At 68.5% G+C, this 15,091-nt stretch carries 14 protein-coding genes and 1 tRNA gene; 12 read left to right on the forward strand and 3 right to left on the reverse strand.

The window, feature by feature from the left end:
• Window positions 1-604: acyl-CoA dehydrogenase family protein (locus VKV26_16975; GenBank protein HLZ71598.1), on the reverse strand; the 604-nt coding region annotated here is incomplete at its 3' end.
• Between the two features lie 243 nt (window positions 605-847).
• On the opposite strand from VKV26_16975, the gene VKV26_16980 reads away from it, so the two are divergent.
• From VKV26_16980 to VKV26_16990, 3 genes are all read left to right on the forward strand, one after another.
• Window positions 848-1,912, forward strand: a complete 1,065-nt coding sequence (locus VKV26_16980; protein ID HLZ71599.1) for a membrane dipeptidase — start codon at window positions 848-850, stop codon at window positions 1,910-1,912.
• Between the two features lie 28 nt (window positions 1,913-1,940).
• A complete protein-coding gene (locus VKV26_16985) occupies window positions 1,941-2,486 on the forward strand; it encodes a carboxymuconolactone decarboxylase family protein (GenBank protein HLZ71600.1) in 546 nt (181 codons plus the stop codon).
• 63 nt (window positions 2,487-2,549) lie between these two features.
• Window positions 2,550-3,977: a CoA transferase gene (locus tag VKV26_16990; protein ID HLZ71601.1), complete on the forward strand. Its 1,428-nt coding sequence runs from the start codon at window positions 2,550-2,552 to the stop codon at window positions 3,975-3,977.
• Window positions 3,978-4,065: 88 nt separating this feature from the next.
• Here VKV26_16990 and VKV26_16995 read toward each other — a convergent pair whose 3' ends face one another.
• Complete coding sequence (locus VKV26_16995) at window positions 4,066-5,247, reverse strand: amidohydrolase family protein (GenBank protein HLZ71602.1); 1,182 nt, start codon at window positions 5,245-5,247, stop codon at window positions 4,066-4,068.
• Window positions 5,248-5,514: 267 nt separating this feature from the next.
• On the opposite strand from VKV26_16995, the gene VKV26_17000 reads away from it, so the two are divergent.
• From VKV26_17000 to VKV26_17010, 3 genes are all read left to right on the forward strand, one after another.
• Window positions 5,515-6,696 carry an amidohydrolase/deacetylase family metallohydrolase gene (locus tag VKV26_17000; GenBank protein HLZ71603.1) on the forward strand — a complete coding sequence of 394 codons (1,182 nt, stop codon included), beginning with the start codon at window positions 5,515-5,517 and terminating at the stop codon, window positions 6,694-6,696.
• Window positions 6,697-6,789: 93 nt separating this feature from the next.
• Window positions 6,790-7,890 carry a Gfo/Idh/MocA family oxidoreductase gene (locus VKV26_17005; protein HLZ71604.1) on the forward strand — a complete coding sequence of 367 codons (1,101 nt, stop codon included), beginning with the start codon at window positions 6,790-6,792 and terminating at the stop codon, window positions 7,888-7,890.
• A 99-nt stretch (window positions 7,891-7,989) separates the two neighbouring features.
• Complete coding sequence (locus tag VKV26_17010) at window positions 7,990-8,403, forward strand: VOC family protein (protein ID HLZ71605.1); 414 nt, start codon at window positions 7,990-7,992, stop codon at window positions 8,401-8,403.
• A gap of 25 nt (window positions 8,404-8,428) precedes the next feature.
• Here VKV26_17010 and VKV26_17015 read toward each other — a convergent pair whose 3' ends face one another.
• Window positions 8,429-8,881 carry a pyridoxamine 5'-phosphate oxidase family protein gene (locus VKV26_17015; GenBank protein ID HLZ71606.1) on the reverse strand — a complete coding sequence of 151 codons (453 nt, stop codon included), beginning with the start codon at window positions 8,879-8,881 and terminating at the stop codon, window positions 8,429-8,431.
• Window positions 8,882-9,354: 473 nt separating this feature from the next.
• On the opposite strand from VKV26_17015, the gene VKV26_17020 reads away from it, so the two are divergent.
• The 6 genes from VKV26_17020 (at window position 9,355) to VKV26_17045 (ending at window position 14,853) form a co-directional block, all read left to right on the forward strand.
• Window positions 9,355-10,752 carry a DUF1800 domain-containing protein gene (locus VKV26_17020; protein ID HLZ71607.1) on the forward strand — a complete coding sequence of 466 codons (1,398 nt, stop codon included), beginning with the start codon at window positions 9,355-9,357 and terminating at the stop codon, window positions 10,750-10,752.
• A gap of 81 nt (window positions 10,753-10,833) precedes the next feature.
• Entirely contained in the window at window positions 10,834-12,006 is a 1,173-nt protein-coding gene (locus tag VKV26_17025) for a DUF1501 domain-containing protein (GenBank protein ID HLZ71608.1), read from the forward strand.
• 80 nt (window positions 12,007-12,086) lie between these two features.
• A complete protein-coding gene (locus tag VKV26_17030; GenBank protein HLZ71609.1) occupies window positions 12,087-13,067 on the forward strand; it encodes an NHL repeat-containing protein in 981 nt (326 codons plus the stop codon).
• Between the two features lie 244 nt (window positions 13,068-13,311).
• Window positions 13,312-13,384, forward strand: a tRNA-Arg gene (locus VKV26_17035).
• A 217-nt stretch (window positions 13,385-13,601) separates the two neighbouring features.
• On the forward strand, window positions 13,602-14,306 hold the full coding sequence (locus VKV26_17040; protein HLZ71610.1) for a peptidylprolyl isomerase: 705 nt from the start codon (window positions 13,602-13,604) through the stop codon (window positions 14,304-14,306).
• Between the two features lie 46 nt (window positions 14,307-14,352).
• Window positions 14,353-14,853 (forward strand): peptidylprolyl isomerase, encoded by a 501-nt coding sequence (locus tag VKV26_17045; GenBank protein HLZ71611.1) that lies wholly within the window; start codon window positions 14,353-14,355, stop codon window positions 14,851-14,853.
• Window positions 14,854-15,091: the final 238 nt, after the last annotated feature.

Here is a 15,091-nt window from a genome sequence, read left to right on the forward strand (position 1 = left end):
GCGTCTTCATGTCGGCCAAAAACATGCTGATGCCGCGATGCTTGGGCGCGTCCGGATCGGTGCGGGCCAGCACAAAGATCCAGTCGGCGTAGTGCGCGCCGCTGGTCCAGATCTTCTGCCCGTTGATCACATAGTCGTCGCCGTCGCGTACGGCACGGGTCTGCAGGCTGGCAAGGTCGGAGCCGCTGCCCGGCTCCGAGTAGCCCTGGCACCAGATGATCTCGCCGCTCGTGATTTTCGGCAGGTGCTCGCGCTTCTGCCTCTCGCTGCCGTGCAGGATGATCACCGGGCCGATCAGGCTGAGGCCGTGATAGCTGCCGGCGGCGGGCGCCCGCGCCTCGGCCATCTCCTCGTTGAAGATGAACTGCTCGGCCACCGACATGCCCGCGCCGCCATACTCTTTCGGCCAGTGCGGCGCCAGCCAGCCGCGGTTGCCCAGCGCCGCGCGCCAGCGCTCCGTCGCGGCGTCGCGCCGCGGTCCGCTGGCCTCGCCGAGTTGCGCCCGCGGCCGCTCGCCGGGACTGAGGCTGAGATAATGCTCTTGAATGAACTGCCGCACGTCCAGCCGGAACGCTGCTTCCACGGGCGTGTCGCGAAGATCCACCGGCTTTTACACCTTTCGTGCCGCGGAGCACAACCTCGGCGCCCACCGATCGCACCGCTCGATCTGGCCGGTTCGCGAGGCGATTGCGCCGCGGGCCACGCGGCGAGCCGCTCACGTCTGAAGTATGGCACGCCACGTTCGCGCCCGCCACGCGGGGAGACGAGCGAGCCCGGCCGCGCTACACTGGGCGCGATGTACGACGGACCTATTCCGCTAACACGAGAAGTGGGGCGGGTGCCCTCGATGCGCGTGCCGCTGGACGCCGCGGGCGAGGCGCGCTGCCAGCGGCTGATGGCCGATCTGCTGCTGATCGATCTGCATCAGCACCCCGTCGTGCTGCCCGACGCCCCGGCCCGGTTCACCGAGTACCTGCGCGGCGCCAGCTACCGCTGGGGCTTCGAGGCCGTGCGCGCGGGCGGCTGGAGCACGGTGGCCACGGCCAACGCCTTCCGCGCCGCCGCACGCTCCGGCGACATGTCCTTCGTTGACTTCGACGATCTCGTCGACGAGCTGGCGGAGATGCTCGGCGACGTCCGGGCCAGCGCGGGCGTCGGGGTCGTCTGCAGCGCGGACGCGATCGAGGCGGCGCGGGCCAACGGCACGATCGGCTTCCTGCCGACGCTGGAGCACCTCGGCATCGGCCACGATCTGCGCCGGCTGGACCTGCTCTACACCATGGGCGTGCGCCTCGCCGGCCTTACCTACGCCAAGCGCAACCTGCTGGGCGACGGGCTGCTGGAGCGCAGTGACGCCGGACTCAGCGAGCTCGGTGTCGCCGCGATCGAGCGCATGAACGACCTCGGCATCGCCGTGGACCTCTCGCACGCGGGCCACACGACGGCGCTGGAGGCGATCGCCTGCTCGCGTGCGCCGGTGATCTTCAGTCACAACGCCTCGTACACGCTGCGCCCGACGCGCCGCACGCGCACCGACGAGGAGCTGACCCTCTGTGCCGCGAAGGGCGGCCTGATCGCGATCACCGCCGTGCCGAACTCGCTCAGAGACGACCCAGCGCAGGACATCGGCTGCGTCCTCGACCACTACGACTACATGGTGCGGCTGGTCGGCGTCGAGCATGTGGGGATCGGCACCGACACATTGATCGGCGACCACGTCGGCTACCACCGCGTGATGATGGGCCGCAGCGGCCCGGACGCCTTCCCCACGCCCTACCTGAATGGCCTCGAATCGCCCGCCGACGGCTCGAACATCGTGCGCGGCCTGATCGCCCGTGGCTATGATGACGCCCAGGTCCGCGCCATCGCCGGCGGCAACGCGCTGAGCTATTTCCGCCGCGTGTGGAAGTGACCGGCAACAGGAACGGAGGGAGACGCCCATGCCGCGAGTGCCGGCCATCACCGCCAAAGAGCAACTGCCGGAGGCGCAGCGCCCCATCTTCGCTGCGATCGCGGAGAGCCGCGGCGCCGTCGGCGGGCCGTTTCCCGTGCTGCTCAACAGCCCCGAGGTCGCCGGCCGGGTTGCCCACCTCGGCACCTACCTGCGCTTCGAATCGGAGCTGTCCGGCGTGCAGCGCGAGCTGGCGATCATCACTACGGCGCGGGAATGGAACTGCGCCCTGGAATGGGGCGGCCACGTTCAGCTCGCCCGCCGCGAAGGGGTGCGCGAGCAGGCGATCGACGCCGTCGGCCGCCGCGCCCCGCTCGCCGGGCTGACGGACGAGGAACGGCTGATCGTCGGCTACGCGCGCGAGCTGGTCGGCACGCGGCGCGTCGGCGCGGACACCTTCGCCGCCGCGCACAAGGCGCTGGGAGACCGTGGTGTGACCGACCTGACCGCCACGATCGGCTACTACGGCATGCTCGCCTGCGCCCTCAACGCCTTCGAGGTCGAGCCGCCGGCAGGCGCACCGCCGCTGCCGTAGCCGGGCGATTCCTGCCCGTTCGACCGCCCGCCAGCAGATCGTCGAGAGCCAGGAGAGAACCGCATGCCGAGCGCCTTGCTCGACCAGATCATGGCGGCCGCCGCCTTCGCACCGCTCAACCCGGCCCCTACGTTCAGCGGCGCCGACCCGGTCTTCCCGCTGGCGCTGCGCATCGGCGAGGCCGGCGCGGCGGCGATCGCGGCGACTGGCGTTGCCGCGGCCGAACTGTGGCGGCTGCGCACGGGCCGGACGCAGAGCGTTCACGTCGCGGTCGATGCGGCCGCCGCGGCGATGCGCGGTAACCAGTACCTGCGGCGCGAGCAGGAAGGCGGCGGCGACGCCCCGCTGGCCGCCGCGGGCCGGATCCCCGGCGCGGGCGGCGGCATCTACCGAACGGGCGACGGCCGCTGGATCTACCTGCACGGCGGCTTCGAACACCACCGCGCCCGCATCCGCAAACTTCTCCAATGCGAGGAGGACGCGGAGAGCATGGCGCGGGCCGTCGCAGGCTGGAAGGCGGCGGCGCTCGAAGACGCGGTGTTCTCCCACGGGGCCTGCGGCGGCGTGATCCGCACGGAAGCCGAGTGGCTGCGCGGCGAGCAGGGACAGGCGATCGCCGGCCTGCCGTTGCTCGAAGTCCTGCGCGCCGGCGACAGCCGTCCCGAGCCGCTGCCGCAAGCTGCCAGGCCGCTCTCGGGCATCCGTGTGCTGGACCTGACCCGCGTGCTCGCCGGCCCCACCTGCGCCCGCACGCTCGCCGAGCACGGCGCAGAGGTGCTGCGTGTGGGCACGGACCGGCTGCCGAACAATGAGAGCCAGACGATCGACACCGGCCACGGCAAGCGCTCGACCGTGCTCGACCTGGCGAATCCATCGGGCATCGAACAGCTCAAGGCGCTGATCCGCGACGCCGATGTCTTCTCGCAGTCGTATCGCCCTGGCTCGCTGGCGTCCCGCGGCTTCTCGCTTGATGCAGTCATGGCGCTGCGGCCGGGCATCATCTATGTCACGCTCAGCGCCTTCAGCCACGCCGGCCCCTGGCGCGACCGGCGCGGCTTCGACACACTGGTGCAGGCCGTGAGCGGCATCGCCGACGAGTACGCGCTCGACGGCCGGCCGCGGCTCTATCCCGTCTCCGCGCTGGACTACATCACCGGCTACCTGGCGGCGTTCGGCGTGATGGTGGCCCTCGGCCGGCGGGCGCGCGAGGGCGGCAGCTACCACGTGCGCGTCTCGCTGGCACAGACCGGGCGCTGGCTCACCGCGCAGGGCCGCATTGCGCCCGAACGCGTGGCGGCGGCCCCGGCCGATCTCACACCGGAGCGGCTGGCGGCGCTGAGCACGACCTCCGACTCGCCGTTTGGCCGCCTGCGCCACCTGGCGCCCGTGGTGCAGATGAGCGAGACGCCGGCGCGCTGGGAGCGGCCGGCCGTCCCACTCGACCATGACGAACCACGCTGGCTGGACGAGGAACGAGGAACGAGGAAATAGAGTAAAGGAGTGAGAACATAGGAACGATGAGAGCCTCGCGCCCCGCTTCTCGTTCCTATTTCCTCGTTTTTATTTCCTCGTTCCTGCGCTACACGGGCAGGTTGTAGACTCGCGCCGCCGTGTCGTGCAGCACCTTCTGGCGCACCTCCGGCCGCAGCGAGGCGAGCGACTTCGCCACCTGCTCCTTGACCTCCGGGTAGAGGCAGGTCGGGTGGGGGAAGTCCGTCTCGAACATGACGTTGTCTTCGCCGATCATGTCGATCGTGTGCGCCGGCCCCCAGCGCTCGAACCAGAACGAGACGTAGCAGTTGCGCCGGAACAGCTCGCTGGGCAGGATGCCTTTCCAGACGTCGCGCTTCTCCTCGGGCACCACGTTCTCGTGCCACTGGTAGTCCATCGACTCGAGCAGGAACGGCACCCAGCCGATGCCGCTCTCCACCGAAATGACCTTGAGCTTGGGATGGCGCAGCAGCACGCCGCTGAAGATCAGGTTCGTCAGCGTCTTGGAGTTGTCGAGGAAGAGGCTCACGGAGATGAAGGCGGTGAAGTCGCCTCGCCCCAGCGTGGACCAGCCGCGCGGCCGGATCTTGCCCGAGCCGATGTGGAAGTTCACCGCGACGTTCATGTCCTCGCACAACGACCAGAACGGATCCCACTCCGGCGTGTCGAGCGAGGGCAAGTCGAAGTCGTGCGGGCTGTCGCACATGACGATGCCGGTGAGCCCGAGCTGGTTCCGCGCCCGTTTGACCTCGGCCATCGCCTGCTCGATGTCCCAGAACGGCACCAGCGCCTGCGGGAAGAGCCGCTGCCCGCTCTGCTTCTGGATGTCGGCCATGTGGTCGTTGTAGATCGTGGCGCAGGCGAGCCGCAGCTCGTTGTCCGAGATCTCCATGAAGCGCTGGCTGCCGAAGCCGCTGACGTTGGGGAAGACGATCTGCGCGTAGATGCCGTGCTCGTCCAAAAAGCCGAGCCGCGCATCGACGTCGTAAGCGGCCTTGCTCATCTTCTCGAAGCGGTCGTTGCGCTCGACGCCGACGCCCTCGATCTTGGTGCCGTCCACGCGGACGGCGGTGGCGCCGAGTGTGGAGAAGGGCACGTTGCCGTCGATCACCCAGCTCTGGCTGCCCTTCTCGTCCTCGACCACCTTCGGCACGCGGTCCTTGAACCTGGCCGGGGCGCGGTCCACCCAGAGGCCGGGCGGCTCCGTGTAGTGGCTGTCCATGTCGATCACGCGAATCGGGTCCGTGGTGAAGGGCGCAACCGTGGTCATCGCTGCTGGCTCCTGTCGAACGCGCTCCCTGCCGGTCCAGTCGCGAAACCGCTTCGCGTGCCGGCCGAGGCGAAGGCGTGCGCCGCCGCGCGCCCTCATCATGCGGAGCACCGGGGAACTTGGCAAGGGATTGGACCGATCTCCCGGCTCTCCGCCTGAACAGGCATGTTCGTTGGCCACATAACCGGCCACGCGCGGGCGGTCGTCGTTGAGCGTAGACTCGGGGACGAAGAGCGGGGTTGCACCAGTTCGGCGGAGAGGATTTGCATGTACGATCTGCTGCTCAAGGGCGGGCGTGTGATCGACCCGGCCCAGGACCTGGATGCCGCCCGCGATCTGGCGCTTGAGCACGGGCAAGTCGCGGCCATCGCTTCCGCGATCGGCGAGAGCGAGGCGCGGCAGGTGCTCGATGTGAAGGGCAAGATCGTCACGCCCGGCCTGATCGACCTGCACGCCCACGTCTTCGACGGCGTCACCCGCAACGGCGTCGCGCCCGACCTTGCCGGCGTGCATGCGGGTGTGACCACGGTAGTCGATGCCGGCAGCGCCGGTTCCGCCACGGTGGACGCTTTCCCGCGGTATATCCTGCCGAACAGCGAAACCGAGGTGCTGCCGTTTCTGCATATCTGCCAGACCGGACTCGCCACCATCCCGGACATCGTCGCGGAGGCAAGCATCGACCTGGATGCCACGCTGGCGGCGATCGACCGGCATCCCGGGCTGATCAGGGGAATCAAGGCGCGGATGGTCTCACCCGCGCTCGAAATCCTGGGCATGGAGATGCCGCGGCTGGCCAAACGCGCGGCGCGCGAGCGCGGGCTGCCGCTGATGGTCCACATCGGCGACACCGAAAAGCGCTGCGACCCGGCGGTGATTCGCGAGCTGCTGCCGCTGCTTGAGCCGGGCGATATCGTCACGCACCTGTTCACGGCGAACCCCGGCGGCGTGCTCGACGCAGACGGCAAGCTCGTGCCCGAGGCGCGGGAGCTTGCCGATCGTGGGATCTGGCTCGACACTGCGCACGGACGGCTCAACTTCGGCTTCGACGTGGGGCGCCGGGTGCTGGAGCAGGGGCTCGTGCCGCACTGCATCAGCACCGACCTGACCGTGCCCGGCCGGCGCACCACGGTGCACAGCCTGGTGGAGATGATGGCGCGCTTTCTCGGCCTCGGCTTCACGCTGCCGCGGGTGGTCGCCATGTGCACCGTGAATCCGGCGCAGGCGCTGGGCGAAGCCGGCCGCCTCGGCAGCCTTGCCGTAGGCCGTCAGGCGGACGTCACCGTGCTCGATCTGCGCCGGGGCGCGTGGGTGGTCTACGACGTGCTGGGCGAGGCGCTGGCAATCGACACCTGCCTCGTGCCTGTGGCGACGATCAAGCGTGGGCGACTGTTCGAGCCGGAATGGGGGCCGCACCCCTGGGGCTGGGAGCCCGCGCCGGCGCGGAACTGATCCGGGCGAAGCTGCGGTTGTGCCGGCGCGGATTGCGCAGTGAGGCGGATCATCGCCTCATGGTTGCTCATAGTTGAAAGAGGAGCAGGGACGGTGGCAGAAACGATCCGTGTCGGCCTGGTCGGGGCGAACGCCCACACCGGCAGTTGGGGCGCGCGCTCGCACGTCCCGGCGCTGCACGCGCTGCCGGACTACGAGCTGACGGCGATCTGCACCGCCCACGAGGAGACGGCGCGCGAGGCAGCCGCCACGTTCGGCGCTAAGCTGGCGTTCGCGGACTATCACGCGCTCGTGGCGCAACCAGAGATCGACCTGGTCGCCGTGAACGTGCGGGTGCCGTTTCACCGCGAGATCGTGCTCGCGGCGCTCAACGCGGGCAAGGACGTGTTTTGCGAATGGCCGCTGGGCGCGAACCTGGCCGAAGCCGAGGAGATGACGGCACTCGCGCGGCAGCGCGGCGTGCGCACGCTGATCGGACTGCAGGGACGCAGCGATCCGACCTTCCTCTATTTGCGTGAGCTCATCGCGGACGGCTACGTTGGCCGGGTGTTGACCTGCAGCATGGCCGTGATCGGCAGCGGCGGTGTGGCGCGGCCAGCGAGCCGCGTCTGGGCCGCCGATCGGGCCAACGGCGTCGGCACGCTGGCGATCCAGGGCGGGCACACGCTGGACACGTTCTGCTTCAGCGTGGGCGAGTTCGCGGAGCTGGCCGCCAGCGTCGGCACGCAGCTTCGCGAGTGGCCGATCAGCGACAGCGGCGCATCCGTGGCCGTCACATCGCCGGACACGGTATTGCTCCACGGCAAGCTGGCTGGCGGCGCTGCCGTCTCGGCGCAGATCGTCAGCGTGCCGTTCCACGGCAGCGGGGCGCGGCTGGAGATCTACGGAAGCGAAGGCTCGCTCTTCCTCTCCAGTCACGGCGGCTTCAACATCGGGCCAAGCACGCTCGCCGGGGCGAAAGGGGACGCGCCACCCGCGAAGATGACGGCGCCGGAGCGCTTCACGCTTGTGCCCGAAGGCACGCCGGCGGGCACCGCCTTCAATGTGGCGCAGGCCTACGTGCGCTACGCCGACTGCGTGCGCACAGGGGAACGCATCGACGCCGACTTCGATCTGGCCGTGCAGCGGCATCGCCTGCTCGACGCGATCCAGCGCTCGTCCGACGGCGGCGCGGCCGTGAAACTCAGCGCATAGCCGCCCCAGTTAACCGCGACGCGGGCCGCGCGGCCCGGCGCTGCTGCTCAGTTCCATGCGGCCGGCGGATACGGCCGAAGCAGTGAAAGGCCATCAGCAATGACGCAAGATGCGACGCGCAATGACCCGGCACCCTCCGCCTATGTCCCGTCCACACAGCAACTGGTCGTCGAAATCTACGTTCGCGACATCCAGCGATCCACCGCGTTCTACCGGCGGCTCGGCTTCACGCCGATCGAAGACAAGGGCAGCTTTGTCGCCCTGGCGTGGGACGGGCATCAACTCTTTCTCGCCCAGCAGCCCGAGCTGCCGCCGCCCGGGGCCGGCGTCCGCGCCAACGTGCGTATCATGGTACCGGACGTGGAACGCTGCTGGACGCTCGCCCACGAGATCGGGGCGCGCATCATGGCCCCGATCGGCGACCGCGATTACGGCATCCGCGACTTCATCATCGCCGACCCGGACGGCTTCGGTATCCGCTTCGGCAGCTGGTTGCCCGGCGCGGCGCGCTGAGCGCCGCGCCGCCGCCCTGGCGGCGCTACTGGCGCTGCATCTGCACGCGCCCGCCCGGAACGAAACCGTTGACCCGGTCGAGATCGATGATCAGGGCCATGCCTTTGCGCTCGCGATCGGCGTTCTGCTCGGGCTGCGGCGCGTGCTCATACACCGTGTTGCGCACGGCGTCGCTGCCGTCGAAGTGGCCGCGCCCCTGGAAGTTGAGCATCATGCGCGTCTCCGGGTTGCGGTACAGCAGGGTGAGGCGCGGGTTGTGCGCCAGCGCCCGCTGCAGGCCGCCCTCCGGGTTGCGCACCCAGATCGCCAGCTGGTCACTGCTGTAGACCTGCGTGCTGCCGCGGAACGAGAGGTTCGGCTGCCCCGCCTCGTCCACGTAGGCGACGATCACGGGGTTGCCGGCGATGAGGGCGCCGTTGATGGCCTCGCGCATGTCGTCGCTGATCTGGATCGGTGCCGGAACCTGGGCGCTGGTCATTGAAGGCCTCCCTGTTTGACTGTCTGCCGGCGGCCGGTGCGTGCAGCCGGCCTCAGGCATCGTAGCCGATCGCGAGCGGTTGTGAATTTGCGGCTGCTCAGCAGGGTAACCGCCACGCGCTCAACGGCATGAGGCGCCGCGACCGCCTGGCGATCCGCGAGCGCCGCCGCCGCCGATTTGTGGTGGCGATCCTTGCCAGCGGGTGCTAAAATCCTGAGCCGTAGGGCGAGGCCGATTTCACGTTCGGCGACGTTGCACCCGCTTCCCTGCCCGATGCGATTGGAGGGGCCGATGCTGTCATCCTCCCGCGTCATCCGCGAGCGCCCTGCTCGCTGCCCCCTCACTGTCCCCACGCGATAAGCATGCCCCGCCCGCCGTTCGGCGGGAACGGGGCCGCACCCGCGCGCCGGCGCCTTCCACCGCGGCCGGTGATGCTGCGTCTCTCTCACGGGCAGAGCAAGGAGGTTGTCGATATGGTTGTCAGTACGACCGAGGTGAAGCCGCTCACCGACCTGGAGTTGATGGCGCACCTGTTCCGGCGCGCGGGCTTCGGCGCCACGCGCGCGGAACTGGACGCGGCGCTGAAGCAGGGCTACCAGGCGACCGTCGAGGAGCTGATCCACCCGGAGGCGCAACCCGAGCTCGAAGACGACCTCATCTTCCGCTACTACGTGGACATGAAGGAGGCGCGCCAGATCGAGCCCGCCCAATCCTACTGGGTCTACCGGATGATCAACACGAAGCGGCCGCTGGAAGAGAAGCTGGCGCTCTTCTGGCACGGCCTCTTCGCCACCGGCTTCGTGAAGACCAATCATGCCGGCGCGATGCTCGACCAGGTCGCCATGTTGCGGCGGCACGCCCTCGACAACTTCCGCACGATCCTGATCGAGCTCTCGCGCAACCCGGCGATGATCTTCTGGCTCGACAATCAGGAGAACACCACCGCCGTCCACAATGAGAATTACGGCCGCGAGCTGCTCGAGCTGTTCTCGCTCGGCATCGGCAACTACACCGAGGACGACGTCAAGAACTGCGCCCGCGCCTTCACCGGCTGGACGATGAGAAACCCAATCCCCGGCGCGCAGCCGTTCGGCCGCTTCCCCTGGGAGTTCGAGTTCCGCCCCGACCTGCACGACTACGGCGAAAAGGTCTTCCTGGGCGAGCGCGGCCACTTCGACGGGGCGGACATCATCGATATCATCGTGCGGCAGCCGGCCGCCGCGCGCTTCATCGCCCGCCGCCTCTACACCTTCTTCGTCTCGGATACCCCGGACGATGCGGCGATCGCACAGCTCGCGGACGTTTACCTCAGCTCGCAGTACGACATCCGCGCGGTGATGCGCGCGCTGCTGCTGTCGGACGCCTTTCGCTCGCCGCGGGCCTATTACGCCAAGGTCAAGAGCCCGACCGAGCACGTCGTCGGCATCATGCGGCTGGTTGAGGATTTCCAGTATCCGGCCTGGGGAATCCGGGAGATCGCCCTCGAGTGCCGCTACATGGGCCAGGACCTGTTGAATCCGCCCAGCGTCGAGGGCTGGCACACCGGCAAAGAGTGGATCGACACCGGCATCCTGGTCGAGCGCATCAACTTTGCCTCGGCCCAGGTCGGCGACCTCAGCAAGCCCGGCGTGCAGAAGATCGTGGCACGCCTGCGGGCGAAGGGCGAACTCACGCCTGAGGCGTTCGTCGACGCCTGCCTCGAACTGATCGGGCCGCTGAGCGTTTCGGACAGAACCCGCGAGTCGTTGCTGACCTTCGCCCGCCAGGGCGGCAACCTGAAGTTTGCGGGTGTTGACGATCGCGCCAGCGAGCAACGCGTGGCCGAGCTGCTGCAGCTGATCGTGGCGACGCGCGAGTTCCAGCTCGTCTAGGACCGGTTCGCGGCGGGGCCACGCGCAGGGCCGGCGAAGTTCTGAATCCGCGGTGAACCGGGAGTGAGTCAGGAGAGAGCGATGAGCGCCACGAAGCCACCGACACTGGTCGTGCTGCAACTGACGGGCGGTAACGACGCCTTGAACACGGTGATTCCCTACGCCGATGGGCTGTACTACGACAATCGCAAGACGGTGCGCATCGCCGAAGCGGATGTGCTGAAGATCGACGATCGCTTCGGCTTCCATCCCAGCATGGCCGCGATCAAGCCGTTCTGGGACGACGGCAAGATGGCGATCATCGCGGGCGTCGGCTATCCGAACCCCAACTACTCGCACTTCCGCTCGATGGATATCTGGTACACCGCCGAGCCCGACAAGATCTCCACGGACGGCTGGTTGGGCAAGGTCGTGCGCGAGATCGACCCCAGGGCCGAGAACGTGCTCTCGGCGGTCAATTTCGGGCGCGGCCTGCCGCGGGCGCTGGCGCTCAGCGGCGTTCCCGTGGCTTCCGTCGCGCAGCTCGACGGCTACGGCCTGCTCACCAGCCTCTCCAGCGTCGATCAGCGTAACTCCGCGCTCGAAGTCTTCTCGTCGATGTACGACGACGGCTTCAACGACGACCAGCAGGTGAAGCAACTCAAGCCCGTGCACGTCGACGACCCGATGAACGAAGTGCTCCAGTACATGGGGCATACCGGGCTCGACGCGCAGAAGGGCGCCGACATCCTGGCGACGGCCCTGGAGAAATACAGCTCGACTGTGACGTATCCCGGCAGCCAGATCGCCGCGAATCTCAAGGGCATCGCGCAGGTCAAGCTGGCCGACCTGGGCACGCGCGTGTTCTACACCTCGCACAGCAGCTTCGACACGCATGCCTCCGAGCTGCCGATGCACGCGTTGCTCTGGAAAGAAGTCTCCGAGGCGGTTTCGGCCTTTTTCGCCGATCTGCGCCAACACGATGCTGCGGACGACGTGATCCTGCTGATGTGGTCGGAGTTCAGCCGTCGCGTCAAGGACAACGGCGCGGGCACCGACCACGGCGCGGGCGGCGTCGCCTTCGTGCTCGGCGATCCGGTCAAGGGCGGCATGTACGGCGAGTACCCGTCCTTGAAGGAGAGCGACCTGACCATCGGCAACCTGCAAGCCAACAACGACTTCCGCTCGACCTACGGCACGATCCTCGAGCGCTGGCTGCAGGTCGAGGCGAAGCCGATCGTCAACGGCAGCTTCGAGCAGTTCGCCTTCGTTTAGCGGCCGAGCCAGCCAGTCGTGGCATCTGAGCAACCGGCAGCCGGCCGCCTGCTCCCCAACCACTCAGCAGGAGCATCGTCATGGTCATGGTCAGGAGCCGCCCCTTCACCTACTCACACACCATCGGCATGCTGGCGCTCACCGGCCGCGGGTTCAGCAACCCGGTCGATATGACCGTGGCCGAGGGCGGCCTGCTCTACGTGCTCAACCGCTCGAACTCCACCCAGGCGCCGATGGGCGCCGTGCGTGTGGGCATTTGCACCGTCGACGCCGAGTTCGTCGGGCAGTTTGCCGGCTTCGGCGAAGGCGACGGCCAGCTCACCTGGCCCACGTCGATCGACCGGGACAGCGAGGGCAACGTCTACATCAGCGACGAGCACCGCCACGACGTGCAGGTGTTCGACCGCGACGGCAACTTCGTGCGCAAGTGGGGCGGCTTCGGTTCCGGCCCGGGCCAGCTCAATCGCCCCTCGGGCGTGGCCGTGGACACCGACGACAACGTGATCGTCGTCGACCATCTCAACAACCGCATCCAGCGCTTCAGCCCGGAGGGCGAGCCGCTCGCCGCCTGGGGCTCGGCCGGCAGCGGGCCGGGCGAATTCAACCTGCCCTGGGGCGTCGGCGTCGACGCGACAGGCAACGTCTACGTCGCGGACTGGCGCAACGACCGCGTGCAGAAGTTCTCCGCCGGCGGCGAGTACGTGATGACGATCGGCGCGCCAGGCGCAGGCGACGGCCAGCTCAAGCGGCCCGCCAATGTCTCGGTGGACGGCGAGGGGAACATCTTCGTCGCCGACTGGGGGAACGAGCGGGTGATGGTCTTCACGCGGGAGGGCTATCCGCTGACCGCGCTGATCGGAGACTCCGAGATGTCCACCTGGGGTGCGGAGTTCCTGATGGCGAACGCCGACCTGACGGAAGGCCGCAAGGTCATGGCCGACGGCACCCCGGAAAAACGCTTCTGGGGTCCGACCGCGGTGGAGACCGATGCCAACGGCCGCGTCCTGGTCGTGGACAGCTGCCGCCACCGGATCCAGGTGTACGATCGCGCGAAGGAGTAGCGGCAGCAGAGCACGTTCCGCGTCCCCGCACATTGTGCGGTCGGCGTGTCGAGACCGATGACGGCCGCATCGCCGCTCGGCGGTTGCGGGCGCCTGCTCAGCATGCCCGCCATGCCGCCAAGGCGCCCCTGGCCACATCCACGGCGCTCCACCGGCCCGCGCCCTGCGGGGCCGGTAGGCCAAGCGCGGCTCAGGGCGCTTCGCTTGTTCACCACGAAAGGGCGGCGCTAGACTGAAGTGGTGCGCCCCCGTAGCTCAGTTGGATAGAGCACCGGCCTCCGGAGCCGGGAGCACAGGTTCGAGTCCTGTCGGGGGTACCGCGGCGCCAACCAGTCAGCGGGCCGGGCCGCAGAAGCCCGGCTCTTCTTGCGAGCCACGGCCGTAGAACAAGCGAGGCGAGCCCTGAGCAGGCGTCCACAACTGCAACGCAAGCGGCGGGAACGCCGATACGACCCGCTCAAACCACTTGGCGGCTTCCGCCACGAGCCAAAGGGCTGGTTCGAACGAATTATCCACCACAAGTGGGCCTTCGGCGTGATCTCCGTGGTCGGCGGGCTCGTGTTGCTGGTGGGCACCGTCGTCCTCTTCAATCCGCCGAACAGCACCAGCACCAACCGGGCTGCCAAGCAGAACGCCTCCTCCAGCGATGAAGCAACGGCGCCCTCCTCGCTCGACACCACGCCGGGGCCGAGCGCCACGGCGTCGGCTACGCCGACCGGAACGCCGGCGCCGCAACGCACCTACAGCGCCGCGCCGCCGTTCTCGATCGATCCCGCGGCGACCTATATCGCCACGATCGCGACGGACCAGGGGAATATCGTTCTGCAGCTCGACGCGAAGGCCGCGCCGCAAACGGTGAACAACTTCGTCTTTCTCGCCACCAACCGCTTCTACGACGGGCTGGCGTTTCAGCGCGTGATCAAGGACTTCGTCGCCCAGGGCGGGGCGCCGCAGCCGGACGGCAGCGGCGGCCCGGGCTACGTCGTGCCGCCGGAGAACAGCCCGCTCAAGCACACGACCGGCGCCCTGGCTGTCGCCGAGGCGCTCGGGCAACCGGGCATGGGCAGCACGTTCTACGTCGTGCTGAAGGACCAGCCCGACCTGGACGGCAAGGACACTGTGTTCGGCAAGGTCACATCCGGGCTGGAGATCCTGCAAAACCTGCCGAACCGCGACCCCAAGGATCCCAACGCGCCCGCGCCGCTGATGATGAAGAGCATCACGGTAAGCAAGCAGTAGCGGAGCCGGCCGTCGTGGCCGCGCTGCACCCCGAGAAGGATGACCGATGGCCCAGTACAGCGCACCGCCCGCGATGTCGATCGACCCAAACAAGCGCTACACCGCGACCCTGCATACCGACAAGGGCGACGTTGTCGTCGACCTCTTCGCCAAGGATGCGCCGAAGACGGTCAACAACTTCGTCTTCCTTGCGCGCGAAGGCTTTTACAACGACGTCACCTTTCACCGTGTCATCCCCGGCTTCATGGCGCAGGGCGGCGACCCGACCGGCAGCGGCAGCGGCGGGCCGGGCTACAAGTTCGAGGACGAGCGCAACGGCCGCCAGCACGTCGAGGGCACGCTCTCGATGGCGAACGCGGGGCCGAACACCAACGGCAGCCAGTTCTTCATCTGCTACGAGGCGCAGCCGCACCTGAACGGCCGGCACACGATCTTCGGCCAGGTGACGCAAGGGATGGACGTCGTGCGGCAACTGCGCGAGCGCGACCCCGGCCGCGACCGTCAGCCCGGCGACGCGATCAAGAGCGTCGACATCAGCGAGGCGTAGGGGCGGGCGGCGGCTCGCATCCGCACCTACGTGCCCTCGCCTTCTCCATACAACAGGAGAATGAGAGTGGCGATCCAGCGGGCGAAGTTCCGGATGGCATCGAGCTAGGGGCTTCGCGCAGGGGCGCACGGCGCGCCAGTACGTGCACGGGCGCGACACACCGGGCGCCGGGTTTCCCGGCGCCCTACCGCGTCAGCATCGCCAGATCGCCCCTTTTCCCCTGGCATTGGGAGAGCCG

The organism is Dehalococcoidia bacterium (assembly GCA_035310145.1).
GTDB lineage: Bacteria > Chloroflexota > Dehalococcoidia > CAUJGQ01 > CAUJGQ01 > CALFMN01.

What these genes read in the sequence shown, in the direction of transcription:
- VKV26_17000 (HLZ71603.1), top strand. Translation starts at nt 5,515, where the DNA reads ATGTACGATCTGCTGCTCAAGGGCGGGCGTGTGATCGACCCGGCCCAG.
- VKV26_17030 (HLZ71609.1), top strand. Translation starts at nt 12,087, where the DNA reads ATGGTCATGGTCAGGAGCCGCCCCTTCACCTACTCACACACCATCGGC.
- VKV26_17025 (HLZ71608.1), top strand. Translation starts at nt 10,834, where the DNA reads ATGAGCGCCACGAAGCCACCGACACTGGTCGTGCTGCAACTGACGGGC.
- VKV26_16995 (HLZ71602.1), bottom strand. Translation starts at nt 5,247, where the DNA reads ATGACCACGGTTGCGCCCTTCACCACGGACCCGATTCGCGTGATCGAC.
- VKV26_17010 (HLZ71605.1), top strand. Translation starts at nt 7,990, where the DNA reads ATGACGCAAGATGCGACGCGCAATGACCCGGCACCCTCCGCCTATGTC.
- VKV26_16985 (HLZ71600.1), top strand. Translation starts at nt 1,941, where the DNA reads ATGCCGCGAGTGCCGGCCATCACCGCCAAAGAGCAACTGCCGGAGGCG.
- VKV26_17020 (HLZ71607.1), top strand. Translation starts at nt 9,355, where the DNA reads ATGGTTGTCAGTACGACCGAGGTGAAGCCGCTCACCGACCTGGAGTTG.
- VKV26_16990 (HLZ71601.1), top strand. Translation starts at nt 2,550, where the DNA reads ATGCCGAGCGCCTTGCTCGACCAGATCATGGCGGCCGCCGCCTTCGCA.
- VKV26_16980 (HLZ71599.1), top strand. Translation starts at nt 848, where the DNA reads ATGCGCGTGCCGCTGGACGCCGCGGGCGAGGCGCGCTGCCAGCGGCTG.
- VKV26_17015 (HLZ71606.1), bottom strand. Translation starts at nt 8,881, where the DNA reads ATGACCAGCGCCCAGGTTCCGGCACCGATCCAGATCAGCGACGACATG.
- VKV26_17045 (HLZ71611.1), top strand. Translation starts at nt 14,353, where the DNA reads ATGGCCCAGTACAGCGCACCGCCCGCGATGTCGATCGACCCAAACAAG.